The 26,683-nt window shown below is 36.2% G+C and carries 22 protein-coding genes; 7 read left to right on the top strand and 15 right to left on the bottom strand.

Annotation, left to right across the window (positions count from 1 at the left end; genetic code table 11):
* The first annotated feature begins 212 nt into the window (after window positions 1-212).
* Window positions 213-830: a porin family protein gene (locus ACYVFA_RS13655; RefSeq protein ID WP_460472389.1), complete on the top strand. Its 618-nt coding sequence runs from the start codon at window positions 213-215 to the stop codon at window positions 828-830.
* Window positions 831-895: 65 nt separating this feature from the next.
* Here the strand turns inward: ACYVFA_RS13655 and ACYVFA_RS13650 are convergent, their stop codons facing one another.
* Window positions 896-1,576: a Rossmann-fold NAD(P)-binding domain-containing protein gene (locus ACYVFA_RS13650; RefSeq protein WP_460472388.1), complete on the bottom strand. Its 681-nt coding sequence runs from the start codon at window positions 1,574-1,576 to the stop codon at window positions 896-898.
* 226 nt (window positions 1,577-1,802) lie between these two features.
* Between ACYVFA_RS13650 and ACYVFA_RS13645 the strand changes: the two genes are divergently transcribed.
* Complete coding sequence (locus tag ACYVFA_RS13645; RefSeq protein WP_116984584.1) at window positions 1,803-2,273, top strand: Lrp/AsnC family transcriptional regulator; 471 nt, start codon at window positions 1,803-1,805, stop codon at window positions 2,271-2,273.
* Window positions 2,274-2,343: 70 nt separating this feature from the next.
* On the opposite strand, the gene ACYVFA_RS13640 is transcribed toward ACYVFA_RS13645, so the two are convergent.
* Both ACYVFA_RS13640 and ACYVFA_RS13635 read right to left on the bottom strand, forming a co-directional pair.
* Complete coding sequence (locus ACYVFA_RS13640; protein ID WP_460472387.1) at window positions 2,344-4,677, bottom strand: metallophosphoesterase; 2,334 nt, start codon at window positions 4,675-4,677, stop codon at window positions 2,344-2,346.
* A gap of 62 nt (window positions 4,678-4,739) precedes the next feature.
* Entirely contained in the window at window positions 4,740-5,954 is a 1,215-nt protein-coding gene (locus tag ACYVFA_RS13635; protein ID WP_460472386.1) for a tetratricopeptide repeat protein, read from the bottom strand.
* Window positions 5,955-6,093: 139 nt separating this feature from the next.
* Between ACYVFA_RS13635 and hpt the strand changes: the two genes are divergently transcribed.
* A complete protein-coding gene (gene hpt, locus ACYVFA_RS13630; RefSeq protein WP_460472385.1) occupies window positions 6,094-6,630 on the top strand; it encodes a phosphoribosyltransferase in 537 nt (178 codons plus the stop codon).
* Between the two features lie 39 nt (window positions 6,631-6,669).
* Here the strand turns inward: hpt and ACYVFA_RS13625 are convergent, their stop codons facing one another.
* The 9 genes from ACYVFA_RS13625 to ACYVFA_RS13585 form a co-directional block, all read right to left on the bottom strand.
* Window positions 6,670-7,062 carry a c-type cytochrome gene (locus ACYVFA_RS13625; protein ID WP_460472384.1) on the bottom strand — a complete coding sequence of 131 codons (393 nt, stop codon included), beginning with the start codon at window positions 7,060-7,062 and terminating at the stop codon, window positions 6,670-6,672.
* Between the two features lie 64 nt (window positions 7,063-7,126).
* Window positions 7,127-8,419 carry a PQQ-dependent sugar dehydrogenase gene (locus ACYVFA_RS13620; RefSeq protein WP_460472383.1) on the bottom strand — a complete coding sequence of 431 codons (1,293 nt, stop codon included), beginning with the start codon at window positions 8,417-8,419 and terminating at the stop codon, window positions 7,127-7,129.
* A gap of 142 nt (window positions 8,420-8,561) precedes the next feature.
* Window positions 8,562-10,460 (bottom strand): DUF3857 domain-containing transglutaminase family protein, encoded by a 1,899-nt coding sequence (locus ACYVFA_RS13615; protein ID WP_460472382.1) that lies wholly within the window; start codon window positions 10,458-10,460, stop codon window positions 8,562-8,564.
* A gap of 3 nt (window positions 10,461-10,463) precedes the next feature.
* Window positions 10,464-12,437 carry a transglutaminase domain-containing protein gene (locus tag ACYVFA_RS13610; protein ID WP_460472381.1) on the bottom strand — a complete coding sequence of 658 codons (1,974 nt, stop codon included), beginning with the start codon at window positions 12,435-12,437 and terminating at the stop codon, window positions 10,464-10,466.
* 404 nt (window positions 12,438-12,841) lie between these two features.
* Window positions 12,842-13,684: an endonuclease/exonuclease/phosphatase family protein gene (locus ACYVFA_RS13605; RefSeq protein WP_460472380.1), complete on the bottom strand. Its 843-nt coding sequence runs from the start codon at window positions 13,682-13,684 to the stop codon at window positions 12,842-12,844.
* A gap of 215 nt (window positions 13,685-13,899) precedes the next feature.
* Window positions 13,900-14,754 carry a DUF4249 family protein gene (locus tag ACYVFA_RS13600; protein WP_460472379.1) on the bottom strand — a complete coding sequence of 285 codons (855 nt, stop codon included), beginning with the start codon at window positions 14,752-14,754 and terminating at the stop codon, window positions 13,900-13,902.
* A gap of 13 nt (window positions 14,755-14,767) precedes the next feature.
* Window positions 14,768-17,524 carry a TonB-dependent receptor domain-containing protein gene (locus tag ACYVFA_RS13595; RefSeq protein ID WP_460472378.1) on the bottom strand — a complete coding sequence of 919 codons (2,757 nt, stop codon included), beginning with the start codon at window positions 17,522-17,524 and terminating at the stop codon, window positions 14,768-14,770.
* 149 nt (window positions 17,525-17,673) lie between these two features.
* Window positions 17,674-18,408, bottom strand: coding sequence for a LytR/AlgR family response regulator transcription factor (locus tag ACYVFA_RS13590; RefSeq protein WP_460472377.1), 735 nt, complete (start codon window positions 18,406-18,408; stop codon window positions 17,674-17,676).
* Window positions 18,392-19,492: a sensor histidine kinase gene (locus tag ACYVFA_RS13585; RefSeq protein WP_460472376.1), complete on the bottom strand. Its 1,101-nt coding sequence runs from the start codon at window positions 19,490-19,492 to the stop codon at window positions 18,392-18,394. The genes ACYVFA_RS13590 and ACYVFA_RS13585 overlap by 17 nt, the downstream gene beginning before the upstream one ends.
* Window positions 19,493-19,838: 346 nt before the next feature.
* Here ACYVFA_RS13585 and ACYVFA_RS13580 point away from each other — a divergent pair, with 346 nt between their 5' ends.
* The 4 genes from ACYVFA_RS13580 to ACYVFA_RS13565 all read left to right on the top strand — a co-directional run bounded on the left by ACYVFA_RS13580 (window position 19,839) and on the right by ACYVFA_RS13565 (window position 23,857).
* Window positions 19,839-20,495 (top strand): DUF2490 domain-containing protein, encoded by a 657-nt coding sequence (locus tag ACYVFA_RS13580; RefSeq protein ID WP_460472375.1) that lies wholly within the window; start codon window positions 19,839-19,841, stop codon window positions 20,493-20,495.
* Window positions 20,496-20,881: 386 nt separating this feature from the next.
* Entirely contained in the window at window positions 20,882-21,862 is a 981-nt protein-coding gene (locus ACYVFA_RS13575; RefSeq protein ID WP_460472374.1) for a GSCFA domain-containing protein, read from the top strand.
* Between the two features lie 93 nt (window positions 21,863-21,955).
* Window positions 21,956-22,690 carry a YqjF family protein gene (locus tag ACYVFA_RS13570; protein WP_460472373.1) on the top strand — a complete coding sequence of 245 codons (735 nt, stop codon included), beginning with the start codon at window positions 21,956-21,958 and terminating at the stop codon, window positions 22,688-22,690.
* A 63-nt stretch (window positions 22,691-22,753) separates the two neighbouring features.
* Window positions 22,754-23,857, top strand: a complete 1,104-nt coding sequence (locus ACYVFA_RS13565; protein WP_460472372.1) for an Mrp/NBP35 family ATP-binding protein — start codon at window positions 22,754-22,756, stop codon at window positions 23,855-23,857.
* Between the two features lie 39 nt (window positions 23,858-23,896).
* On the opposite strand, the gene ACYVFA_RS13560 is transcribed toward ACYVFA_RS13565, so the two are convergent.
* From ACYVFA_RS13560 to ACYVFA_RS13550, 3 genes are all read right to left on the bottom strand, one after another.
* Entirely contained in the window at window positions 23,897-24,220 is a 324-nt protein-coding gene (locus ACYVFA_RS13560) for an FtsB family cell division protein (RefSeq protein WP_460472371.1), read from the bottom strand.
* Between the two features lie 172 nt (window positions 24,221-24,392).
* On the bottom strand, window positions 24,393-25,670 hold the full coding sequence (gene eno / locus ACYVFA_RS13555) for a phosphopyruvate hydratase (protein WP_460472370.1): 1,278 nt from the start codon (window positions 25,668-25,670) through the stop codon (window positions 24,393-24,395).
* Between the two features lie 112 nt (window positions 25,671-25,782).
* Window positions 25,783-26,667, bottom strand: a complete 885-nt coding sequence (locus ACYVFA_RS13550) for a YicC/YloC family endoribonuclease (RefSeq protein WP_460472369.1) — start codon at window positions 26,665-26,667, stop codon at window positions 25,783-25,785.
* Window positions 26,668-26,683: the final 16 nt, after the last annotated feature.

Below are 26,683 nucleotides of genomic sequence, written 5' to 3'. Positions count from 1 at the left end.
CGGATACATTAGTTTGATATATGTTTAGATACATATAAAGATAACGAATAAAATAATAACAATCAATAGAAAAAAACTGTTAATGAATAGTTAACCAAATACGATTCAGAGGTTGATATACGTTAATCCAATAAATCCAAAAGCCAACAATAACAGCTATGAATTGACGTGTACCTTTCGAAGTCGTTACTAATCATTTAACAAAAAACATCATGAAAAAAATCACAATTCTTAGTCTGTTTATGTTGTTATGCTCTTTCTCAACCTCCTTTGCGCAATCTGGTTTTGGTATTAAGGGAGGTCTTAATTTCAACAAGGTTTATACTGATGCCGGTTCATTAAACAATAATATCAAAGAAAGCTTAGATACACAAACAGGCTATGTTTTAGGTGTTTTTGGAAGAATCGGAAATAAAGTGTATTTACAGCCGGAAGTATTGTTTGCGGAACGAGGTGGAACGATTGAAACACAACAATATGGCAAAGTAAAATTCAAATACAGCAATATTGATGTGCCCGTATTAGTAGGCGTTAGGTTCCTTAAATTTTTACGCATTATGGGCGGCCCGGTAGCTACTTTTAAACTAGACGAAGACAAAAAATTAGGTGAATCAATAAAAACTTACACTTCGGGTAGTTTTGATGATGCCATGAAAAAAGCAACATTCGGTTATCAGGTGGGGGTTGGCGTAAAAATATTAGGTTTTGATATAGATTTAAGAAAAGAAGGCAGTTTGTCTGATATTTCGCAATTGAATCTGCAAGGCAACTCAAAATTCAGTCAGAAAGCCAGTGGATGGCAGATCACACTGGCTCTGAAAATTATCTAAGATATTACAGAAATGTAACTGTTGGTTAACTCAAGAAAGCTCCTCCTTCTGGAGGGGCTTTTCTTTTAGAGAGCCGCCAGCGTTTTTATATCAGATACTTCCAATATCTGTTTCTTATAGCCTTTAGTAACTGTATTTATCATAGCTAAACCTATTTCTTTCAATTTCACAACAGCATTTGGTGCGAATAATTTGATAACAGGAAAAAGCCAACTGAAATACTTATAGTAAGACAGGACATTTTTAAGACCTTTAGTCGCTTCAATCGCACCAGGACGGAAGTTATACACTTGCTTAAAAGGCAATTTCATCAAATCGTTTTCTGTTTTACCTTTTACTCTCGCCCACATCAACCTTCCTTTTTCTGTGCTATCAGTACTTGCCCCAGACACATAACAGAATGTCATATCAGGATTATTTTTAACCAATGTATTTGCTACATGGAGCGTTAATGTATAGGTAAGTTTATAATATTCCTCTTCTTGCATTCCTACCGATGAAACTCCTAAGCAGAAGAAACAGGCATTATAATCTTTCAATTGGGATTCAATTGATGAGAAATCCTGAAAATCTTTATGGATAATTTCTTTCAATTTTGGGTGTTGAATACCTGATGGTTTTCTGTTAATAATCAAAACTTCTTCCACTTCATCGTGTAATAGACATTCGTGCAATACTCCCTCTCCTACCATACCTGTTGCACCTGTCACGATGGCTCTTACTTTTGTTGTTAGTCGCTTGTTCATAGGGTATCTGATTTATTAGTACAATAGTTTTATAAACAATGAAGTACGAAATTACATTCCAAGAAATAATTTTTTATTCTAACCACTAGTAATAATTGATTTTTTGGATTTTACTAAAAAGAAATTTTCTCTTTTGGCAAATATTCGGTATTTTATTATGTTTTTAAAGTAAAAACCAATAGCTTTGCACCAAATAATATTTTGCACTTCAAAATAACTATAAAAAATGAGTATTAATAAACTCGATCCAATCGACCATAAACTTCTGGAAATACTCCAGAGTAATGGCAAGATTACAAACGCACAGCTTTCAAAAGAAATTGGTTTATCTCCTGCTCCAACACTTGAACGAGTAAAAAAATTAGAATTATCTGGTATCATTAAAAGCTATCATGCCCAAATAGATAGAGAGAAAGTAGGCTTAGGTGTTATGACCTTCGTACAGGTTTCTTTATCAGGTCACAGAAAATCGATTACCGATGCTTTTGTTGAGAAAATTTTACGAGTTCCTGAAATAATAGAGTGTCATCACGTAACAGGTTCTTGCGATTTCTTATTGAAAGTAATTGCCAAAGATATAAACTCTTATCAGAAATTGATTATGGAAACGATCAACGAAATAGAAGAAGTAGCCAACACACAAACGATGGTGATTCTTTCAAGTTTCAAAGATAGTCAGGTCTTACCAGTACCTTGAAAATAGTCAAAATTACATCAAAAAGCCTTTTTCCTTAAGAGAAAAAGGCTTTTTGATTGATAAGGCTCTATTACATTTTAGTAATTTTTCTGCTTACCTTTAATGAAGATGTTTTTAAATTCAATATATAATTTCCTGCCGGAATATCCTGTAATGAAATAATTTCTCTTTTCTCAATCACCAAGGTTTTATTCAAAACTTTTTTACCATTCAAATCCAGTAGGTGAATCTGGGTCTTGATTGGCTTTTCGGTTTGATTTTCAATAATCAAATCGCCATAAGTCGGGTTGGGAAATATTGAAAATACCTTCGTGTTTTCGTCTTCTATTGAGAGGGGAGCCAATATAGAAACTTTAGCATCATTGGCTGTAATTTGACCATTCCCACAAACATTTTTCAAGCTTTCTAAAGTGTAAGTAGTGACCTCAATCGGGCGCACTTTTATGCTTACTTCGCTATTTTGAGTAGATATCTCTGGCAGTTGGTTTATTTTGTAGGTATAAGGTGGAGTACCAGCAAAGCGAAGAGTCAAATTAACAAGTGTATCAAAAGGGATTGTTTTTTCACCAATAAAACCTCCTGATGCAGGTTTATTTATAGAAAAGTTCTGGCTAGGTCGTTCATCAAAATAATCTGTATTTGGTCGAACTCTAAGACGATAATTATTTCCTTCCTTTAAACTATCTGATAATGTAAATTGAATCGGGCTCTGCAAAGATTTGGCTAATACCGATGGTTTATCGAAAGAACCATTGAAATCTGATAATTCTAAAGAGTAATTCCATTTTTTACTATCTGTATTTTGCACTTCAAATGCTACACTCAGAATTTGATTAGCGCAAACTGCCTTATTGGTAAAGTTTGTATTAATAATTGGTTGTGGGGTAATCGTAATCACGAAATTATCTTCTAAAAAACCTAACGAATCCTTTACGACCACTGTTTCAGATTTAAGGGCCTGGTATTCTATTTCCTGGTCTTTTGAATTACTAATAGACCATCTATGACTCCCTCTCCATGAAGAACTTAAACGTACTTTAGAACCATATTCTAGTTGTAGACTTTGGGTCTTATTTACATTCTTAAAAACAGTAAAATGGTCTCTTTCAACATTATCTGCACATATCCATCTTCCATCTATTCTATTGCCATTCACGGTTAATAATAAAGAGCCGCCAATTGAGATATTAGAATAAATAGATGACGGATGAACCTCATGTGAACCGTTCCAATCTAATCTGCCTGCTGAGCCGACTGTGCAATAAATGGTACCTTCGTCTTTATTAATAAATGGCCGTGAGTTAGGTTCTGAATCATATTTACCATTGACTTTTTGCACTACGTAGGCATCGTAATTAAATGACATCGAGTGTCCGGTATGGCCTTTCATCAGGTATGAGCGCTCGTAAATATGGCTATGTCCTGCTAGTACCAAATCGACTTTGTATTGGTCAAATAGGGGTACAAGGTTTTCTCTCATATACTGTAATTCAGGTTCAGCATCCGAGTCGTGTGAGCGTTTGGTGTATGGAGGGTGATGAAACATCACTATCGTCCACATAGATTTATTGGCTGCTAAATCCTGTTTCAGCCATTGGTATTGAGGGCTTTGCGTTTCATAGACCCGCTTTCCGTTATCAAAGCCATCTGAATCAAGAGAAATGATATGTATGTTTCCATAATCATAAGAGTAATAAGCCTTTTGATTAGACGCTATCCCTCCCATTTCACCTTTACTCGGTACACTGATAATATCGTAATATGGAATTTTTCTATCAACTCTACCCGTAGAGCTGGCAAAGTATTCATGATTGCCTGGGGACGGAAAAAAGGCAGTATTACCAAAGATACTGGATCCATAAAAGTCAAATACCTGTTTTTGGTATTCGACATCTGTTCCGCAACAATACGCATTATCTCCTAACCATAACCATAAATCATTGAAGGCGGGGCGATTTTTTAAATAACTATCTTTGATCCCTTGTTGGGTTTCCATATAGAGTTTGGTCGACTCATCACCGAAATCTCCCATAGCCCAAATATTTATTGGTCGAGTACTTCCTTTTGGAGGGCCAGTAACAAAATAAAAATCTTTACCTGATACTAAGGTTTTTGAAGAAGTGCCAACAGAATAATTATAACGGGTATCAGCTTGTAGATTTGTTAACTGAATAATATGCTCGGTAGTTGCTGTACCATCAGAAGCGCTTATTGTTTGTGTAGAATCGGTCTGATAAAATTTAACAAGGCTTTCAGTCGCAGTATTCGTACGCCAACGGATAATTACACCATTATTACTAAGTTGTTGAAGATAAGGTCCTCTGGTGATAATTTGCGCATGAAGTGGTGAAACAAATTTAAAAAAAAGGAGAAATGCTAGTAAGTACTTGATGGATTTTTTCAAAACAATGTATTTTTATTTCAAAAATACACCCTAGTCCTTAAACATCTCTCCTTTTTAATAAATTATTTCTTTTTAGTAGGTTTCATTAATTTTTTAGTTTCATCTATCTGCTTTTTGGCCTCTTTGTAGGTTTCTGATTTTTTCTCGGCATTATCCACCACAATATTAAAATATTGGATAGCTTTTGGATAATCTTTTTCTAAAACCGCCATTTTTCCTAATGCCAGATTAGCACCTAAAAAATAACCCGAGTCTTTGGCTTTGCTTTGCACGGCAAAATCAATGGTTTTCTGATAATATTCTTTAGCCTTTGGAATATCGTTTCTGTAATTCATACTAAGATAACCTAATATATAGGCAGCATATCTTCCGGCTGTGGCTTCATATCCTTGTTTACCACTGTTAAGATTATCCAGTAATTCTTTAGCCAGTGCTTCCGCTTCATCCACTTTCCCTAATACAAAGGCGGTACGAGCAGCATATCGATGAAAGAAAGAGTTATTTGGGTACATACTATGCATTTGAGTAGCCATATAGTAGGCTTTCTGATGCTGGTTTTCCATCGAATAAATCTGCATCAAAAAGTACTTAGCCTCCATGCGGGTATAAAAGGCGTTTTGTGATACGTATTCTAATTGTTTGATGCCGTCATTTTTTACCCCTTTTCTGAAAAATATCAACATGGGTTTGAGAGAAGGATAATTCTCCGGAATCCATTTAGAATAATAATTATATAAGCCATCTCCTATGGCTAATTCTGGGTTAAAATCACCAAACCCTCTGCATTTTTCAAGATATTTCATAGCTTGCTTGCTTGCCCAGGCCGCTTTAATCCAGTTTTCTCTTTCTGAATGTAAACGTCCTTTAACGGCATAAGCAGCTGCCATAAAGAATGCGGCTTCTTTATCTTCACTATCATCATCAAGCATATCATCAGCTAAATCGATGGCTTTATCCATATTGTAAAAACACGCATCATCGTACTTCTCATTTTTGCTATCGGGCAATATTTTCCACCATTCATTCAGCCCAATCAGGAAATAGCCAATCGGGTGCTCAGGATATTTTACAGTCAACCATTTAAAATCACGTTCGGCCGCATCAAAATTAGAATTATACATATTATTTATGGCCTGCGTGGTTTCTATCTGGATAGCTCGATTGGCCAGCAAAACTTCATGATGTTTTTTCTTGGTACTCCCCCCAAACCATGAGAACTGTGCTTCCGATACCTGCGCCACCATCAGTAAAATCAACCAACTATATTTTAATTTCATTTCTATCAATTTTTTCTGAATAACGTAGAGAACAAAAATAAAATTGCAAAACTTAAAATTTTCTTAAAATTATTTTTGTCCTGCAAAATTACTAAATTGCGAGCGATACAAAGGCATTATATTTTGCCAAAAAATATACATGAAACAAATCAAAGATAAAAACTTTGTTCCTTTCATTGAATCACAAGCATTACAAGCTCGTATCAAAGAAATGGGTCAACAATTAAACAAAGATTATAACGGAAAAAATCCCTTATTGATTGGTGTATTAAATGGCTCCTTTATGTTTATCGGAGACCTGTTTAAATCTATTGAAATTGAGTGTGAAATAACGTTTATACGGGTATCTTCTTATCAGAGCACAGAGTCGACTGGACAGGTAAAACAGATTTTAGGCTTAAAGGAAGATATTAAGAACAGACACGTTATTATTGTAGAAGACATTGTGGATACGGGTATGACCATGCAGGAAGTACTTGGGCAGTTGGCTTCTCAAAAACCCGCCTCTATCAAAATTATGACCTTGTTATATAAGCCAGAAGCCCTGAAAGTACCTTTAAAGGTAGATTATGTAGGTTTCGAGATTGAAACCAAGTTTGTTGTAGGTTATGGCTTGGACTACGATGGCATGGGAAGAAATCTAGATGCTATTTATGTCGTAGCTGAAGAAAGTTAAGCCGTTAGTTTAAAATACAGAAAAAGCCTTAGTTTGAAACTAAGGCTTTTTCTTTCTCAATGCTTTCACTTCTTCTTCCTTAATAGCATCAGAAGTATTGCCAAAATTAGACCTGATATAAGTCAGTACATCGGCAACTTGTTTATCAGTCAGAAAACTATGTGACGCCATTACCCGATTATAACTTTCTCCATTTACTTCAATTTCTTCTTCCAAGCCCTCTAGAATTACCTTAATCAATTTGTTTCTATCTCCGTTTACCCAGTCAGATTTTCTTAAGGGTGGATTCAGATTTGGTACGCCTGTGCCATCTTCCTGATGACATGGTAAACAATATTGTGTATAAATGGCTTTACCATCTAAAGCTTTAGGTGTTTGAGCGAAGGTTTGACATGTACCTAATACTAAAATAACTACTAAAATCTTTTCCATGAACTTGTAAATAACAAAACCTTACAAGCATGATACCTGCAAGGTTTTGCCTTATTTAAGAATATTATCTATTATACATTACTCTCCAAACCTTTCCCTTTACTGAATCGGTAATATATAAAGACCCATCTGGACCTTCCGCTAGCCCCATTGGACGAGCTTTAGCATCACCCGGGCTTTTGATCTCTGGCCCACCTGCAAAATCTTCCGCAAATACTTCGTAAGGGCCTGATGGAAGTCCATTTTTGAATGGTACAAAAGCTACAAAATATCCAGCCTGATTCAAAGGCGCACGATTCCAAGAACCGTGAAAACAGATAAATGCCCCATTCTTGTATTTAGCCGGAAACTGATTTCCATGATAAAACAAGACATCATTTGGTGCCCAGTGGCCGGGGAATCCCATAATTGGTTTTTTAGCTTTGGCATAGGTTTTCTTACCATCACCACCATATTCAGGGCATAACATCATTTGCTTTTTATCCAAATCATAATAACTATATGGCCAACCGAAATCATCGTTCTTTTTTACTTGCAAGAACTCTTCTGATGGCAATTCTGCTCCTTTTTCGGCTGAAAACATTTCAGGATAATGCTGGAACAACATATCGCGGCCATGTTGTAAGGCATATAAGGTTTTCGTATTTGAGTCCCAATCAAGAGCAACAGCATTACGGATACCTGTGGCAAAACGCACTCCGTCTTCTTGTTTCTGATTCAATTTATCGGCATTGAATTGCCAAATACCACCATTTTTCTCTAATAATGGACAAGGCATCATTCCCGGAGAGCCCTTCTGACGATCTTTTTCCTGACATACATTTGAAGGAGCACCAATAGTTACATATATATGGCCACTTTCATCAAATGTAAAAGGCTTTGATTCGTGTTGTTTTAAATCCGGCAAGCCCATAATAACTGTTTCAGGTGCTTTCTTATCAATTACATTTCCATTGGCATCCAGTTTATAACGAAATACTTCTGAATTGGAAGAAGCATATAAATAGCCATTATGAATATCTATGCCTGTGCCTCCGTAATTTCCGAAGTATCCGGTTTCATCCGCTTTTCCATCATCATTAGTATCCTTGAGAACCGTAATTCCTTTATCCTCTTTGGCATTAGCGTTTTTAATATAAATAGTACCATTAGGTAATACCTTAATATGGCGTGCTTTGCCCGTAGCTTCAGAAACTACAGTTGCTCCAAAGCCTGAAGCCAGTTTTATACCTCCGTTATTATCGTCAGGTTTAATTTTAGAAGCTTTAGAATCATCATTGAGAGGCTTTTCTAAAAAGGCACTTGTAAGCAGAAACACGCCCAGTGCTGCGTTTAGGGATAAGATTGTTTTTTTCATTGGTCTGTCGCTTCCTATCGTTAGTGCTGTCTCTACACCAAAGGAAGAGGTTTTAAGGTTTTTTCATGCCCTGAGACTTGCAAAGACATGAAGAGTTGTATAATTGAACGGCTTAGTAATAACAAGTAAAAATAGGAATTTGTTACTGCTTAGCGACCAAAACAACCTGATTTTTATCTGCTTTTACTACTTTTTTTCTAAAGTCAACCCATTCATTATACGTAGCTGCTGCATGGCGCCCCCTAAACATACTTAACTCACGATTATAAACAATTATATCGTCTTTCATTTCAACCTTAGATGAGTATTTTCCGAACTTGGTTTCAATTTTTACTGGTTCAGGTAAATACTCTGCGGTATAACCTTTAGGGATTTTAAATGAAATATTGTCAATATCAATATAATTACCGTTCAACTCCAATTCTGTCTTACGGTTGGCATTTGCTATTGGCAGCGTGTTATGTTGATTTAAAACGTTGGGTGTGATAAATAATCTGGTGCCACTCTTAGTTGCAATACTTCTTAAATGCAAATTCAGTTTCTCTTCTACGGTTGGAAGTCTGTCTTTTTTTTCGTTCAGAGAGAAACTAATAATTTCTACACTTGGCAGGCTTAGGTTTTTATATAGCCATTTTTTCTGATCTTCATTGTTTAATGAATTTGCTACCGAAGCATAAATCTCTTGTTGCAAGCCTGTATATTGGGTTTTGATATCTGCAATTGCGTCACCACTATCCTTGACCTCTATCATGGCATTTCGTAAAAGTTGATTGTCGCTATATTTATAAGTAGGCGTCCTGATTAATTTCCCTCCGTTTTCAGTTATTAAAACCACATTTCTGCCTCCGGTAAAACTCCCCAAATAACCGAATGGGTTATCCTGACTTGTACACTCTAACCAAAGCGTATCTTTCTGCACAGGTACACATAAGATTACGTGGTTGAATTGAAATGAAGGAAAATCTGCCTGAATTTCGGCCTTATTTTCTCCTGCTCTTACTAATGCCAGATTTGAAGGAATACCCAATTCCTTTAACATCGCTTTTGTAAAATTTGTGAGCGCCTTACAATCACCATAACCTTTGGTAGCAACCTCTGTGGCTTTCATAGATTGCCAGCCACCAATACCCAATTGAATGCTTACATAACGTGTATTTGCCTGCAGATATTCATATATCTTTTTTACCTTATTGGTTACATCAACTTCGTTTTTTACCAAATCCTTCAATTTCGCAGTTAATTCAGCTGGTAATTTATCTCTATCTGCATTCAGCGTACCATAAAACTTCCCGATGTCATTCCAGGAATTTATGCTTCCTGTATAATCATCTATTTTAAAATCGGTAGGAGCAGTATAAACCGTAGGCATAATTACTGAATAAGGTGGGCTATTAGGCTCTTTCTCAATGGCCTTCAGATTGCTTACATTCCAGCTATAATTGAATCGATCATCCTCTTTTGTCATAGATACTTTTACTGGCATATTCTGCTCTTTGTACCTCAACTGAAGTCCGTTTGGCATAGATACCTTTAAAGATGATTTCTCAACAGCGGTGAATTCGGAATTATCCAATACGGCCTCCCATACCGGATAAAACATCATATTTTTATAGGTATACTGATATGAATAATCAATCGTATATGGGTAAGTTGTTTGTATCAGAGAAGCTACTTTTACATAATTATCTTCAATTGAGTTCTGTCCTGAAGATGTACTAAAACTCTCAATATCGTCTCTTTTCAGCTTTTTTATCTGTTTGCCGTTGGCATCATAGATACGTGCTTCGATATTGCTTACCTTAGTGAATTTATCATATCCTATTACCAGACTGGCATGATCATTCCCTTTTTCATCCAGAATAGTAACAGTAGCCTGGATTTTTATAACCGCTTCACCTATGTCTTTGACATAAAACTGTGTCTCCTGATTTCTTACTACCGCATGGGCTTTTTCTTTCAACTCTGCTGGAATATTAGCAACTGAAAAGTCCTGTGCAATGGATTGAAAACTTATTAGTATTAAAATTAAATAGCGTATCATTGATTAGTTTTTCTTTAGTACAACTTGCTCACTATGTTTTGCAACCACTTTATCGAAGAACTCCTGTAAAAACGGATACTCTTCTGCATAATATACAGATTTCCGGAATTGAATTCGGCTGGTAACTGTCAGTTTATTTTCATTTACTGAAATAACATAAACGAATTTACCAGTATTTTCAGGTAGATTCATTGAGATGTTTTTAGGAATTTCAACTATTGAATAGCCTTTAGGTAGCTCATAAGTAGCCATAAATGTTTCCTCCCTTTGGAAAGCGAAATCAATCGGATATAAACGTTCTTTCGATTTCAATGCGTTTTCTTTTTTGCCTTCTGAAAGCATAGGTTTCAGGTATAACATATTACCCGCCTTCGTAACATAATCGGTTAAGCTTACCTGATACTGAGCTTCCATTGGCACATCATATTCGCTGGTATTTTTGTACTCGGCTTTTTCGATGACCCATGAAGCATTTTCTTTTTTAGCCTCCTCCAAATATTTCTCAGAGCCCTTATCTTTAAACTCCTTTCTTTCAGTCAATGCCCCATATCCACCATATGATTTTGATATACTGCCTTTCATTTCTCCCTCTTCGTCAATCACAAGTTTAGCATTTTTAAATTCTATATCTTTTTCTGTTGGAATAATTTCCAGAAGTCTGCTCTTGGTCGGATGAACTAATAAGCCTTTTCCATTCAGACAGTCAATAGGAAGCATACCTAATTTAAGGTATTCATCAGTAGCATCTAAAAGTAAATCCTTCCCATTTTGCTCAATATGTGCAACCACATAATTGAATCTTTTCATTAAGGCGTATTGTTCATGTATTTTCCCATGCCCTCTGGTACTTAAAATAACCGGGTTTGCATCAAAACCTATCTCTCTCAATAAGGCTATTAATAAAAGGTTGATATCCCCTGCATCACCTTTATGGGCATCAAGAACTTTTTTTAAGTTATTTGAGTAAATACTATAATTCTCATTCCACTTTATATTTTTCTGTACAAATTCGCAAGCTGCTCTCAAACGAGAAGTTGAATCGCTATACTTACTTTTAATCTCTTTTGCAGTATCTTCTAAAAAGCCTGTTCGCTTGAATTGACCTCCGAATGACTGTTCTTCAAGCAAGGTTTTAATCAATGATCCATAATCAAGAGAAAAATCTTTGTTTAAGATATTAGTCCATGCCACCTTAGCTAATTCAAAATCAATTTTAGAAAGGTAATCTCCTGCATAGGTAATATAGGATTCGTTTCTGAAAGCCGGAGCATCTTTTACAGTAAATCGTTGCAAAAGACCATTAGTATTAAATGACCCCAGAGACACATTGACAGGTTCAGTTTCATTGCCGCTTAATTGTAGATAGCCAGACATCAGGAGCCGGTAAGTAAAATATGAAGGAATAGTAATTTCATAAATGCTCCAAAGGACTGGATATGCTGACTGAAATGTCCAGGTTGATGGGTTATTGGAGATAGAAAAAGGTGTATCAATAGTATAAGTATACTCAATCACCGAACCTTCTTTTACATTTGGTAATGTTATTTTTACATTCTGTGCGTCTCCCACTATTTTTTCCATAAAAATAGATTCCTTAGTCAGTTTCTCTTTTTTTACCTCGCCACTTTCGAGATTATAGGTAAAACCTTTAATATCTGAAATTAATTGATCTCTTTCATAACCATACTTAAGAAGGTGCATAGAAATCGTGCCCAGATCTAAGGCAGATTTTTTTAGAATTTTCTTTCTACCATGATAGACGAAATGGTTATAAATCATACCTCCCCTCAATTCGAAGGTAGTCTGTCCGTAGTCATAAAGTATAATAGCATCAGCAGAAGAATCTTTATCATAAGATTTCATTTCCACATCAGCCAGATTAAACTCTCCGAACTTAATTTTTGGTAGAGCAATTTTTTGAGCATAAAGAGAATTGGCACAGCATAAAAGCCATAGCAAGAGCGCAGTTTTTTTCATAAGTGTTTAGCGTAATTTTAAAAGTTTTTTAGTCTAAAATATTTTTGTGTTTAAGAAGTTTTACACAGGATTTCTGTTCGACTCCAAGCAAATTATTTCACTAGAATTTGCTTCCGGATTTCAAAATAGACTGTGAAAAATGCAAACGTGCGTAGATAGTCAACAATAGCAAAATATCTGTTCTATTCATAAAAGATAGTATTTTTTTCAAATAGCCATTAGCAAACGATAAATATCAACCAATTATTTTGTCACATCAAAAGAGTGAATATTATTTTCTAGTCATGCCTTTACTTCAAAGTATTTTTAGCAAAAATAGCGCCATTTTTGTGTAAATACTAATAAAAACGAGGTCATTTTTCAATTTTTGAAAAATGACCTCACCACAATAAGTGTTAGTAAATTTAGTTAATTACCGCCTTTATCATTACAGGTTGATGATCAGATGGATAACGTTGATCTTTGGCATCTGTCAACACGCCGTATTTCAATACTTTGATTCGTCTATCTGTAAAAATATAATCAATTCTGTTTTTCATAGATGCATCAAACTTAAAGGCATTGAATGTACCTTCAGGACCATACGGAGGTAATGCGCTTACTTTCTGCGAATCGTTCAGAAGCGTTTCTATTTCCTTCACCTGTTCTGTTTCAGGTGTAGAGTTTAAATCCCCTACACAGATAACCGGAGCATCTTTGGCAATCTCCTGAATTTTTTTCACCATCAGTTTTCCTGACTGGCGGCGTGCCTCTACCCCTTGATGGTCGAAATGCACACTAAAGAAATAAAAATCTTTTTTGGTAATCTGGTCTTTGAATTTAGCCCATGAGCAAATTCTGTTGCAACAGGTCGCATCCCAGCCTTTACCTGGTTTTTCAGGAGTTTCGCTCAACCAGAAATCTCCTGATCTTAGCACTTTAAATCTGTCTTTCTTGTAGAAAATAGCAGAGTGCTCGCCTGCCTGTTTGCCGTCGTCGCGGCCGCTTCCCAGAAAAGCGAAATCTTTTAGTTCGGCAATGTCGTCTAATTGTCCACGCAAACCTTCCTGTGTTCCGAAAATATCAAATTCGTGAAAACTAATGAGTGCTTTGACGAATTCCTTGCGATTAGGCCAGGCATTTACTCCATCGTTGGCAGTGTTATACCTTAAGTTATAGGTTGCTACTGTGATGGGCGTGTTTTTTTGAGAAAACCCTGCTGACGCAAGCAGGAGGCCAAAAAGTAAAAAAGTGAGTTTTAATTTCATTCAATTAGTGTAGGTTTTGTTGGTTGGAAATTGAATCTTGATACCGATAAACCTTGTTTCGTATCGACCACAAAGTAAATGATAGATTAGCAATTCTTACAACAAACTACTATTAATTTCCTGCTGACTTCTTAATAATTTCATAAAGATAAAAGGGCTGGTAACGCTATCTACCAACCCAATATCTAATTAAACTGTATACCTAAGAAAAAGCTTTAATTTTTGCCGACGTTGAGTTTCACCGTATCGGCGTTGATACCTGTAAAAATCCCAAGGCCATTCGTTATGCTTGATGGGGGTGTACTCAGGTTCTGAGTGGTGGTGCCACTTGATTGATACAAAGCTGAATAGTCGGGATTGATACGATATAATATCACGTCATAATTCCCGAAATATTCAAGGCTTTGTGGTTGAATATTATTATGAGTGCCTAAAAGCGGCTCATTCGTAAATCTGAATCTGAAAGTCGGAAATTCAGACCCTGTTGGAGGGATAATAATTTGTTGCGGTGTGGTTTCTGTATTTTCAACGGCAATAAAATGATAAACATTTTCAGGGTTATTCCATGATAACTCCACTGGTGTATTATCATTTCCTCCAAAACCGCCACCAGGCCCTCCGGGAAAACCTCCGCTTGATAAATCTACCTGCGTTCTATAGATCTGATGAGTACTGATTGTAAAACCAGAAGGTTTTTCAGGGATTTCGGTTTCACCACTAACAATCCGGCCTTTGTATTCAAACTCCATTTTATATTTTGTCGGTGCTCCTTCTATCAATTCATTATCAGCAGAAGTATATACTCCACTACCCGTTGATTTCAGATTAAATACCTTTCCGTCGCTACCAGTAATCTTAATATTCAACCCATCAATAGGTTCTGATACACCTTCTGAGCTCTCAGCATAAGGTATTTCTGTATACACTTTCATACTTACAGGATGACCAGGTGCCAAATAGGCTTCAATAATTGGTTTTTCTCCCGGATTTACCACATCGTTGACTTTTGTACAACTGATCACACAGGCCAGAATTATTAGAGTAAATATGTTGCTATATATCTTTTTCATTGTTTCCATAATCTTATTTAAGTTTCCATGATAAGGTCACGTTCGGTGTAAAACCAAGATAATTGACATTGGTAGTTTGTAATATCGTTAAATCTTCATCAGTAATTACCTGGAATCGTTTATACCATACATTCGTATGATTGTATAAATTGAAAACCGAGAAACCTATATTAAACTTTGGACTGAAATTATAGGTAGCCGAAATATCCAAGCGATGATATGCCGGAAAACGATTGGCGTTTTTGTCAGATGGATTGGTAAAGTTTCTTACCGTACCGTCCAGAAGCGTAACCTGATAAGCTCCTAAGATAGAAGTATACGGGCGACCGCTTGAATAAATCCAGGTTGCGGCAAAATCCCATTTCTTGTATTTGTAAGACCCTATAATTTTAAATTGATGTCTTACGTCCTGATCTGAATAATAAGGTTTATCTGAAAATGCGGCAATACTACGTTTGGCTTCTGCCAAGGTATAACCTATCCAGCCATTGAAATCGCCGAATTTCTTTTGAATCAAAATGTCGACTCCATTGATTGTCTCATCACCATTAAAGAATGTCTCACTGGCTGCTAACATTCGGTTAAGTTGCGGGACAAATCGTAGTGTATATTCAGTAATGTCCGTACTCTTTTTCTGATAAAATTCTACATCAAACAGGTAATCAGCTGTCTCATAGCTACCTCCTAAAATCAAGTGTTTTGAACGTGTAACAGGCAGTGTGGAAGAATTGGATAAAACCCAGAAATTCCGGTTTCCCTGAGAAATGTCTTCGCGGTTAATCTGTTTCACAAACTGATAATAGATACCTGCTGCTCCCTTTAATTTTAATTTAGGTGTTATATTGAAATTGGCTGAGAGTCTGGGTTCAAAATAAATTTTTTGGGTTACGTCAAAATACGTCATCCTGATACCCGGATTGATATGTAATTTGTTATCAAATATCCGAATCTGGTCTTGTATATACGCTGTATAAAGACCTCCAGTATCATTTCTATCCAAGACCTTGATAGTATCGTTCTGGCTATAAGTGTATTTAATAGTATTTCGGGTCGCCTGCAAGCCAAAATCAAACTGGTTGTTAGGAATAGCTTTCCACTCAAAATCTACTTTGGCACTAACATCTGTTAAACTATTATCTTCAATCTGACCGATTCGTACATTGGTATCTACACTATCTCTGGTAATAACCATCTGGCGGCTATTATCACGGTTGCTATAATAGTTTGAATAACTGATGAGTGCATTGCTATAGAATTTCTCACCCCATTGTCTCGACCATTTTAAACTTCCTCCTAAGTTACCCCAGTTAGAAATATCATTGGTTGCAGTATTAAACCCTCTGCCTCCAAAACCACCGCCACCACCCGGACGACCAAAACCTGATAAGCTTGAACTGCTTGAATTATCCATATTATCTGTACCATTATACAGACTAAGCGAGAGAATATCTATTTTAGTTGGTCGGAAAGTTAATTTTGAGTTCAAATCATAGAAGTAAGAGCTAGCTACCTGTTCCTGTCCGAATGAGCCGAATGGGTTACGGCCTGTTCCACCTGGTAAATTGCCAGTTTGGGTATTTTGATTGGTATTTTCAGTCGTAAATCTCTCAAATAGTTTCTTATAAAGGGGACCTTTCCATGAGCGGCGTGCTGCTACCAGAAAAGTCCATTTATCCCCAAGAGGTGTTTCTATATAAGCATTGGCGCTCAGCAAGCTTACATCAGCTCCGGCATTAAATTCTTTTTTATTTCCTTCTTTTCCGGTTATTTCTGCAACTGCCGAAATCCTTCCGCCAAATTTGGCATCAAAACCACCTTTATATAGCTGAATGGCCTTGATTGCATTATAATTAAAGGCTGAAAAGAAACCAAAAAGGTGGTCGACGTGATATACGGTGAAACCATCGTATAAAACTAAAGTCTGGTCAGGCGTGCCTCCACGTACATATAAACCTGAAGATGACTCGTTCGATGCACTTACACCTGGCATTAGTTGAAAGGCTCTAAAAGGGTCTCTTTCACCTACATTGGGTAATCTTGAAATATTTCGTGGAGTCATTTTAATCATACCCACTACCTCATTCGCCTTTAATACTTCTGTTTTCTTTTCTGTTACGGTTACTTCTTCCAATACTCCAGTTGCCGGGTCTATCTCAATTTTCAAGTCTTCCATATTTAATCTGGGATTGAGATGGAAAAGACGAGTGATGAATCCTACGTAGCTTACCTCCAGTGTAACAGTATCTGATGGTACTTTCAGCAGCGTAAAATGTCCGTCAACATTGGTTTGGCTACCTGTTTTAGTGTTTTTAATAGAAACCGTAGCGAAAGGCAGGTATTCTCCATTGGTTGCATCCACTACTCTACCCGTTAGTGTGAAGTCACTTTTGGTTGGTTGCCCTTCAAACTTCACATCGGCCAGGGTTTCTATCTTTTTATTTTTACCTATGATATGTATGAGGTCGTTTTCGTCCATATAAAACTTCAAAGGAATTTTCTTAAAAATGGCTTTAAGACCATCCTGAAAAGTTTCATTAGTAAACCAATAGGTAATGTTATAAGGCTTTAGCTCAGCTTTATCATATACCATTTTGATGGAGTACTTTTTTTCCATCTCTGCCAATACATTAGCCAGAGGTATATTGTTAAAAAATTCGTCTTTAATTAATGGGTTATTAACGGCAGGCTTTTTAGAGTTTTGGGCTTTTACCCCTCCCACAAGACAAATCCACAAAAAAATCAGTGAACACCAGGATAGTTTTTTTCTCATTTAGGCATTTAAATTAATTCATCGTTAAGGACGCAACTGTCCTGATTTCAGATGCCTGTCTTTTGAGAAGTGTATAGATTCGGAAGATTTGTGTAGATTTTAACTATTAATAATCATTCCAAATCAAACAACCCCTGTCTGATATTTGCTTAATTATGTTGATATTTCAATTTAAAGGCATCCAGAAACCTTCTGCCTACCGGAATTTCCTGTTTGTCAAGCAAAAGCTTAGTTTTTTGGAAAGAAGTAATTTTATCTAAAGAAACAATATATGATTGATGAACCCGGCAAAACTGGTTCTCTATCAATTTATTCTCAATCGTTTTCAGATTCATTCGGGTTAAGATAGGCTTCGAGTTGTCTATGATAAATATTTTCACATAATCTTTTAAGCCTTCAATGTATACTATATCTTCATAGAATAGCTTTATCTGTTTATATTCGGAGTGAATAAAGAAGAATGAGCGTCCTTCTATAGTATTAGGTGTATACTCTTTTGCTTTAAGTAAATGTAATTCATAGGCTCTATTAGCAGCCCTTAGAAAGCGTTCAAATGGCACTGGTTTTAACAGATAATCAACGATACTTAAATCATAGCCTTCTAAGGCATATTGCTCATAGGCTGTTGTAAATATTACCATCGGAGGAGCCGGAAGCCATCTTAAAAACTGTGTACCAGTCAGAGTAGGCATCTGAATATCCAGAAAAATCAAATCTACGTCATTATCCTTTAAAAACTGTTCGGCTTCTATGGCATTTGAGAATGTTGCCGACAATTCTAGAAACGGAATTTTCTGAATATCATCTGCTATTATTTGCAAGGCAAAAGGTTCATCGTCAATGGCTATACACCTGATTTTTTCTTTATTAATTGATTTCGACATCAGCCAGTATTATGGTTAAATTTACACTAAAATAACCTCCAATGTTCACAATATTCAATTCGTGTCTGTCGGGATAATGTAGCATTAAACGCTTTTCTACGTTCTGTATACCGATTCCCGAATCTTCAACGCTGGCAGAGGAGTTATTAGCAAAGACGGGGTTCTTTACGAAGAGGTTGAGTTTTTGGTCCTCAATTTTTAATCTTATTTCTATCAGGCTTTCGTTCTGGCTATGTAAGCCGTATTTGAAGGCATTTTCAACAAAAGGTATAAATAATAATGGCTCGATATTCCATCTTTTAATATCACCTTCGTAAGTGAATATTACTTCGCTATTTTCGGTCAATCGCATTTTTTGCAGTTCGATGTAGTTCTGCAAATAGTTGATCTCCTGTTCTAATGATACCTTATCATGCTTAGCCTGATAAATCATATATCTCAACAATTGAGATAATTTCACTACGGAATCTTCTGTTTTATCTGATTTCTGACGGGCCAGCCAACGAATATTGTTAAGTGTATTAAATAAAAAGTGTGGGCTGATTTGTAGTTTCAGCACGGCTAATTCAGCAGCAGTTTTCTCTAATGCCATCTGCTGCTTTTCTTCTTTGTGGATGGCGTGTTCTTTTATGAGTGCCAATAAAGAGCTGGCAAGTATCACTAATGAAAATGAAAGGATAGTTCTGAAAAGAAAAGGCAAAGGAATAAATAAAAATGCCGGTGAATCTCTATGCCTTAAATTAGGGATATCAGGTCGTGGAAATCTCTGAAAATTAGGTTTTACAAAAGTATCAAACGTAAGTTTATTCAATATAATCATCAAAATGAATATCACGATGAGATACATTACAAATGCCGTAATATTCTTTTTGATAAATAGATTTGGTGTCAGGAAATTGAGGTTAAAATAAAAAATAGCAATCAGTACTATATCATTAATTAACTGAGAAATGACGAATGAAGAGAAATTAGCCTGCCGCAGAAAATTGAAATTTCCGTTAGGTGTAGTCAGGAAAGGCATGATGATAAAAACTATCCAGCCAATAATATGCAGCCAGATTGAGTAGCGTTGCAAGAATTTCATTCAAAACTTATTAGGGTACGAATATGAAACCGAAAACTAATGCAGATTGATACAAACAAAAGCATAAAGACTCCAATCTGTATATAATTGAGTTAATTGTGTAGATAAGTACACGCATTCCGTTTAATAAAGATTTCAGGTTTTTATTGGGAGTATCGACACAATTCTATAAATTTTCTACACTTTGTTACTAATTGCAGATACTTCCCGTCTTTGCTGATAAAGAATCCTTAAAACACTTATATGAAAGAATTATTTGCTTCCGGAATTTCATTTCGATATAAATAAGGTGCTATTATTGCTATAAAGTACCTACTCATTACTCCTAAACAGACAAGATCACAACATGAAAAAACTTATTTTATTATTAATACTTGTTCTCCCCTTTGCCGGACTAGCTCAGGAAAGGAGCACTAATCTCTGGACAGGTATCAGTGTCAGTAAAAACATTACCAAGAAAATATCTTTAGAAGCCGATGCACAATGGCGTGTCACCAACAATCTGACTACAACCGGCTCTTATATTGGTGAATTAGGCGCAGTTTATAAATTTAATAAGCATTGGGAAGTAAACGCCTTTTATCGTTTTATCAGTCGCCGGAAGTACGATAAGGGTGATGAAGTTTATGTATTTAAGCCTTATCATCGCTTTTACGCCAACCTTACTTATGACCACAAGATTGCGTTTTTAAAATTGACCTATCGTTTGCGTTATCAGAATCAGTTTAAGGATGACAATGGAACGCTTGAAAATGATAAAAGCTATTTACGCAATCGGTTAGAGCTTGCTTACCCTAATAAAACCCGGTTTACACCTGCTGTTTCTGCTGATTTATTTTATCGGATGGGTGAGGCTTTTGACGAAGTAAGATATAAAGCAGAGGTTGATTATAAAATCAACAAAAAGAATACAATTACCTTAGGAGGTTTCATCTCGCATGAATTTCAAGATACAAAATTAGATGACTTTACGATTCAGTTTACTTATAAATTAAAACTTTAATACATATATCAGTCTTAAACTAATCAAAGCCATAGAATATTTCTTATGGCTTTATTTTTTAATAAGTTAATCAAAATTGAGCCGCACTATACAATAAACACGTGTGAAAATTCGCTATTAGAAAAAGTGATTATTAATAAAATGGTGGTTGGGTACAGAGGTATTGAAAAACTGATTGAGTGGCGTTAGGATAAGATTATCACATAAATAATGCAATTATTTCTTAGTATATATACAATAGTTTAAGGAATCTTCTCCTAAATATTAATTTTAATCTTTTTTTAATAAAAAGTTTGCTAGTATCAGTCTAAAAAATTACTTTCGCAATCAGTTGATTATCAAACACTTAACTGTCCTTAAAACTAACCCCTAATAAAGTATATAAAATGGAATTCCGTACTGAAATTGAAGTGAGCCCTTCTCGCTTCCGTATCGGCACTGACTCCAGAATAATGACTGTTGGTTCTTGTTTCTCCGAGGTCATTGGAAGTCAGTTAGCAGATAATAAGATACAATGCTTATGCAACCCTTACGGGACTGTTTTTAACCCCTCTTCGATTTTCAAGTTGGTGAGCAATAGTCTGCAAAGTCAACCGATTTATAAACATCTGATGGTAGAGAATTCTGGTATCTGGCAGCACTATGATTATCATTCAAAATTCTATGCTGATTCGAGAGAAGAATTAGAAGAGATACTGAATCAGACCAACAAAAAAGCTCAGTTGTTTTTAAGAAAAGCAAATTTCCTGGTAATTACACTGGGAACAGCTATTGTGCATCAGTTGAAAGAAAATGGTTTGGCAGTAGCCAATTGTCATAAAGCTCCAGCATCTAATTTCAAAAAAGAGATGCTTAGTGTGAAAGATATTACCTTGCGTTTTCGCTCGATGTATGAGTCGTTGAAAATGCATAACAATAAAATCAAAATTTTATTAACTGTAAGCCCTGTAAGGCATACCCGTGAAACTTTACAGTTAAATTCGGTTAGTAAAAGCATTCTTCGTACAGCTTGTTATCATATCGAGCAGGATTTTACTGATGTGCATTATTTCCCAAGCTATGAAATCATGATGGATGATTTGCGGGATTATCGCTTCTACAAAGCAGATATGATTCATCCGAATGAGCAGGCAGAAAAGTATATCTTTGAAAAATTCTCTGAAACTTACTTTACTGAAGACTTGAACGGCTTTCTGAAAGAATGGTATAAGGTAAAAATGTCGTTAGCACATCGCCCAATTCAGACAGATACACCGGCACATCAGAAATTCCTGACTGATTTATTGGCTAAACTGGATGGTTTTAGTGATAAATTTGATGTATCGAGTGAAAAAGAAAAAGTACTTTCGCAGTTAGTAGCTGCTTAATTTTCATAAAATTTTACGAAACTGACATACGCTTGCTTACCTTTGTAGGCAGATTATGTCAGTTTTTGTATTAACCTACTCTAAGACTCTGCTATGCAAGAGAAATCTGGCCGGAAAACTACTTTTTTGGACGCCCAATGGCGTAAACTTCTCATGGCTAATTATGTGGTTTCGCCGGAAATCCTGAAAAAATATCTGCCTTTTAAAACTGAATTGGATTTGTGGAATGACAGATGCTATGTGAGTCTGGTTGGTTTTCTTTTTGTAGATACAAAAGTATTAGGGATAAAATTTCCTTTTCATATAAATTTTGAAGAGGTAAATCTTCGATTTTATGTAAGGTACAACGATAATGGCCTATGGAAACGAGGGGTAGTTTTTATTAAAGAAATTGTACCAAAACACATGATTACACTTGTGGCGAATACGGTTTATAATGAAAATTATGCAACCCATGCCTGCAGGCATGAAATTAATGAAAGCGATTCAGCCTTATTTGTGAAGTATTCATGGAAATCAAAAAGTGGCTGGAATCATCTGCAAGCTATGGCCAGCAATCAATCTCAATCCATTTTATCGGGTAGTGAAGAGGAGTTTATTACCGAACACTATTGGGGCTATGCCAGGTATTCTGACAAGAAAACTAATGAATATGAGGTAACACATCCTCGCTGGAATGTTTATCCGGTTAAGGATTATGAGATACAATGTAATTTTAATGAACTTTATGGCGCTGATTTCGCTTTTTTAAAAGACACTAAACCTACTTCTGTTCTATTAGCTGAGGGTTCTGAAATCTCAGTATTGAAGGGAAAGACAATAAACTAAAATTGCTTTCCTTATTGGATTGGAGAAGTACGACAAAAGTATTTACGAACTAATTTGCACTCCATGGGAGAATTTACTATCACCAAAGAAAAAATACTTCAAGCACTAAGTACGGTTGAAGAGCCGGATTTAAAAAAAGACCTGGTAACACTTAATATGATTCGCGACATTGTAGTCGGAGTCAATCAGGTAACTTTTACAGTAGTTCTTACTACGCCAGCCTGCCCGCTAAAAGAGCTTATCAGAAAAAGCTGTGTAGATGCCATTCATAATCTGCTTAGCAAAGATATTCAGGTAACTATCAATATGACGGCTGATGTTACTTCTATCAGAAGCAATGCGCCTATGTTAGAGGGCGTTAAAAACATCATTGCCATTTCATCAGGTAAGGGTGGCGTTGGTAAATCGACTGTTACAGTCAATCTGGCGATGGCATTGAAAAAATCGGGAGCTAAAGTAGGTATTATAGACGCTGATATTTCAGGGCCTTCAATTCCGCTGATGTTTGGTGCAGAAAATATGCAGCCATTGATTTCTCAGAAAAATGGCAAAAATATGATTTCACCTATTATGCAATATGGCATAAAGATGATTTCAATCGGATTCCTGACTCCACCCGATAGTGCAGTTATTTGGCGAGGGCCAATGGCAAGCCAGGCATTACGTCAGTTTTTTGGAGATGTTGATTGGGGCGAGTTAGATTATATTCTGATCGATTTACCTCCGGGAACGAGTGATATTCATTTGACTTTGGTACAGACTGTTCCATTGACAGGTGCTGTGGTAGTTACTACTCCACAGAAAGTAGCTTTGGCCGATGTAAATAAGGGTATTTCAATGTTCCGTCAGCAGCAAATCAATGTGCCTATTTTAGGTATTGTAGAAAATATGGCCTACTTCACTCCTGCCGAATTACCTGATAATAAGTATTTCTTATTTGGGAAAGATGGAGGAAAAGAAATGGCAGATAAATATAATGTGCCGTTATTAGGACAAATTCCAATTGTGCAAAGCATTAGAGAGGGTGGAGATGAAGGTCGTCCGATTATGATGGAAGACGAGCCTATTACCAGTGAAGCCTTTAAAGCTACCGCGGAAGCATTGGCCCAGCAAGTAGCAATCAGAAATGCTTCTGGTCAGCGAACGGCAAGAGTAGAAATCAGATAAAAAGTAAAAGCCTTCAAGTTGCACTTGAAGGCTTTTTAATTACTCTTCTTTTTCGACAGATTGATTGTTTTCATCAACTATCACAAAAACGGTTTCGCCTGTTTTTTTCATGAGATATTTCTCACGGGCAAATTTCTCCATCGCATCAGCATTGCCCATCACTTCTTTTTCTTCCTGTTTAACTTTTTTCAGGGCATCTACATAGTATTCTTTTTCAGCTTCGATTTCCTGATATTTTTGCCAGAGTCGAAACTGAGAAATAAGATTACTGCCATCAAAAAATGCTATCCAGACCAATAAAACAACGGTGGTAAGCACATAGAAGCGATACTTGTGCAGAAAAGCGGGAACATAGATTTTCATAGACTTATAAAGCTTGGCCTCTTTGAATAAACGTAAGGGTTAGTCCAAAGATTTGAATTAGGAATTAGTAAAAGCACGATTCTTTATCAAAAGTATAAATTCAAAGCAAAAAAACAAAAAGCACCGAAACAATTTTATTGTCTGGTGCTTTTTGATTGTAATATATCAGGTATTAGAATTTTAAACCTGGGAAGTAGGCCATTTCACCTAATTCTTCTTCGATACGAAGTAATTGGTTGTATTTAGCCATACGGTCTGAACGAGAAGCCGAACCAGTTTTGATTTGACCTGTGTTCAATGCTACTGCCAAGTCAGCAATAGTAGAGTCTTCTGTTTCACCTGAACGGTGAGACATGATGCTCTTATATTTATTTCTATGTGCCAGGTTAACCGCATTGATTGTTTCAGTTAATGAACCAATCTGGTTTACTTTCACAAGTATAGCATTTGCAATACCTTTATCGATACCTTCTTGTAAACGTGTTACGTTAGTTACGAAAAGGTCATCACCTACTAACTGGCATTTGCTACCAATTAATCTGGTTTGTTCTGCCCATCCACCCCAATCATCTTCAGCCATACCATCTTCGATAGAGATAATCGGATATTTATTTACCCAAGTTTCCCAATATGCAGCCATTTCGTGAGACGTCAATTGTTTACCATCCGATTTTTTGAAAGTATACAATCCTGTTTCTGCGTTGTAGAATTCAGAAGCAGCAGCATCCATAGCGATGAATACGTCCTCACCTGGTTTGAAACCTGCTTTCTCGATTGATTGTAAAACGATTTCGATAGCCTCTTCATTTGATTTGATGTTTGGCGCAAAACCACCTTCATCACCAACGTTTGTTGAATAGCCTTTCGATTTCAATACTTTTTTCAGATTATGGAAAATCTCGGTACCCATTTGCAATGCTTGTGAGAACGAGTCTGCTTTAGCAGGCATTACCATGAACTCCTGGAAATCGATTGAGTTATCTGCATGAGAACCACCATTCAGGATGTTCATCATTGGTACAGGTAAAGTATTGGCATTTACACCACCTAGATAGCGGAATAAAGACAAACCTGCTTCGAAAGCAGCTGCTTTGGCTACTGCCAACGAAACACCCAAAATAGCATTTGCTCCTAAGTTACCTTTGTTTGATGTGCCATCAAGGTCGATCATGATTTTGTCAATCAATCCTTGCTCGAAAACATTTGCGCCTAAGATTTCAGGTGCTATTGTATTATTTACGTTAGCAACGGCTTTCAATACGCCTTTACCTACGTACGTTTTAGGATCATCATCTCTTAATTCAACTGCTTCATGGACACCTGTAGAGGCGCCTGAAGGTACAGCGGCACGTCCCAAATAACCGTTGTCGGTTAGGATATCTACTTCTACAGTAGGGTTTCCTCTTGAATCAAGAATTTGTCTGGCGTGTACTCTAACAATTTGGCTCATAATTCGAAAATTAAAATTTAGAGTTATTGGTAATAAAATATAAAATAATCAATAAATAACAGTGGTTTCTACCTATTTGGCGCAGATAATCCGGGACAAAAATAAAGAGAATTTAAACAATATTCATTGTTTGCTCTTTTATCTTTTCCAATTCATCTTTCATCTGCACAACCAGTCGCTGAATAATAGAATCATTCGCTTTAGAGCCTATGGTATTCACCTCACGGCCAATTTCCTGCGCGATAAAGTTCAAACGCTTACCATTCGAAGCTGTTTTTAGCTCTTTAATGAAATATTCCAGGTGGTTTTTCAAACGAACTTTTTCTTCTGAAATATCGAATTTCTCTACATAGTAGATTAATTCCTGCTCGAAGCGATTTTTATCAAAGTTTTCATTTTGAATCCAGTCGGAGATAGCTTTTTCAATTCGCTCGCGAACCATAGGAATACGCTTAGGGGCTTGCTCCTCAACTTGTGATAATAAGCTTCCTATGCTTTCAATATATTCTCTGAACTTCGCTTCAGTATTTTTACCCTCTTGTAAACGGAATTCTTTACACTTTGTAATTGCAAGTGTCACGGTGCTTTTTATCAAATCCCACTCTTCTTGTGCATCTGCCTCGCTTAAACCATCTGTATTAAACGCATTGGGCATCATGGTTGCCATTCTTAGCAATTCGGTAGGACTAGGCTCGAAACCTAATTCAAGCGAAGTTTCTTTCAAATCTTTAAAATAGGCCTTTACCAAAGCACGATTAACAGCCGTTGAAGCAGCACTTTCGTCTTTAGGTGTGATAGTCATCATGAATTCTACCTTACCTCTTTCTAATTCCTGAGTAAGTATATTTCTTATTTCAACCTCACGTTCTGAATAACCTTTCGGGATACGGCAGTAAATATCAAAAAATTTTGAGTTAAGGGACTTTATTTCGACGGTAACAGAGATTTTGGTATTCTCGAGGGTAGCCGAGCCAAAACCAGTCATTGAGTGTAGCATACAAAAAGTTTTACAT

The organism is Emticicia fontis (assembly GCF_054779675.1).
This window is presented reverse-complemented; position numbering and strand designations above follow the sequence as displayed.

Bases quoted from the DNA above. Each gene is read 5' to 3' on its own strand.
- ACYVFA_RS13560 (WP_460472371.1), bottom strand. From the start codon at position 24,220: ATGAAAATCTATGTTCCCGCTTTTCTGCACAAGTATCGCTTCTATGTG.
- ACYVFA_RS13605 (WP_460472380.1), bottom strand. From the start codon at position 13,684: ATGAAATTAAAACTCACTTTTTTACTTTTTGGCCTCCTGCTTGCGTCA.
- ACYVFA_RS13610 (WP_460472381.1), bottom strand. From the start codon at position 12,437: ATGAAAAAAACTGCGCTCTTGCTATGGCTTTTATGCTGTGCCAATTCT.
- ACYVFA_RS13590 (WP_460472377.1), bottom strand. From the start codon at position 18,408: ATGTCGAAATCAATTAATAAAGAAAAAATCAGGTGTATAGCCATTGAC.
- ACYVFA_RS13580 (WP_460472375.1), top strand. From the start codon at position 19,839: ATGAAAAAACTTATTTTATTATTAATACTTGTTCTCCCCTTTGCCGGA.
- ACYVFA_RS13650 (WP_460472388.1), bottom strand. From the start codon at position 1,576: ATGAACAAGCGACTAACAACAAAAGTAAGAGCCATCGTGACAGGTGCA.
- ACYVFA_RS13620 (WP_460472383.1), bottom strand. From the start codon at position 8,419: ATGAAAAAAACAATCTTATCCCTAAACGCAGCACTGGGCGTGTTTCTG.
- ACYVFA_RS13550 (WP_460472369.1), bottom strand. From the start codon at position 26,667: ATGCTACACTCAATGACTGGTTTTGGCTCGGCTACCCTCGAGAATACC.
- ACYVFA_RS13635 (WP_460472386.1), bottom strand. From the start codon at position 5,954: ATGAAATTAAAATATAGTTGGTTGATTTTACTGATGGTGGCGCAGGTA.
- ACYVFA_RS13615 (WP_460472382.1), bottom strand. From the start codon at position 10,460: ATGATACGCTATTTAATTTTAATACTAATAAGTTTTCAATCCATTGCA.
- ACYVFA_RS13570 (WP_460472373.1), top strand. From the start codon at position 21,956: ATGCAAGAGAAATCTGGCCGGAAAACTACTTTTTTGGACGCCCAATGG.
- ACYVFA_RS13575 (WP_460472374.1), top strand. From the start codon at position 20,882: ATGGAATTCCGTACTGAAATTGAAGTGAGCCCTTCTCGCTTCCGTATC.
- eno (WP_460472370.1), bottom strand. From the start codon at position 25,670: ATGAGCCAAATTGTTAGAGTACACGCCAGACAAATTCTTGATTCAAGA.
- ACYVFA_RS13585 (WP_460472376.1), bottom strand. From the start codon at position 19,492: ATGAAATTCTTGCAACGCTACTCAATCTGGCTGCATATTATTGGCTGG.
- hpt (WP_460472385.1), top strand. From the start codon at position 6,094: ATGAAACAAATCAAAGATAAAAACTTTGTTCCTTTCATTGAATCACAA.
- ACYVFA_RS13595 (WP_460472378.1), bottom strand. From the start codon at position 17,524: ATGAGAAAAAAACTATCCTGGTGTTCACTGATTTTTTTGTGGATTTGT.
- ACYVFA_RS13645 (WP_116984584.1), top strand. From the start codon at position 1,803: ATGAGTATTAATAAACTCGATCCAATCGACCATAAACTTCTGGAAATA.
- ACYVFA_RS13625 (WP_460472384.1), bottom strand. From the start codon at position 7,062: ATGGAAAAGATTTTAGTAGTTATTTTAGTATTAGGTACATGTCAAACC.
- ACYVFA_RS13655 (WP_460472389.1), top strand. From the start codon at position 213: ATGAAAAAAATCACAATTCTTAGTCTGTTTATGTTGTTATGCTCTTTC.
- ACYVFA_RS13600 (WP_460472379.1), bottom strand. From the start codon at position 14,754: ATGAAAAAGATATATAGCAACATATTTACTCTAATAATTCTGGCCTGT.
- ACYVFA_RS13565 (WP_460472372.1), top strand. From the start codon at position 22,754: ATGGGAGAATTTACTATCACCAAAGAAAAAATACTTCAAGCACTAAGT.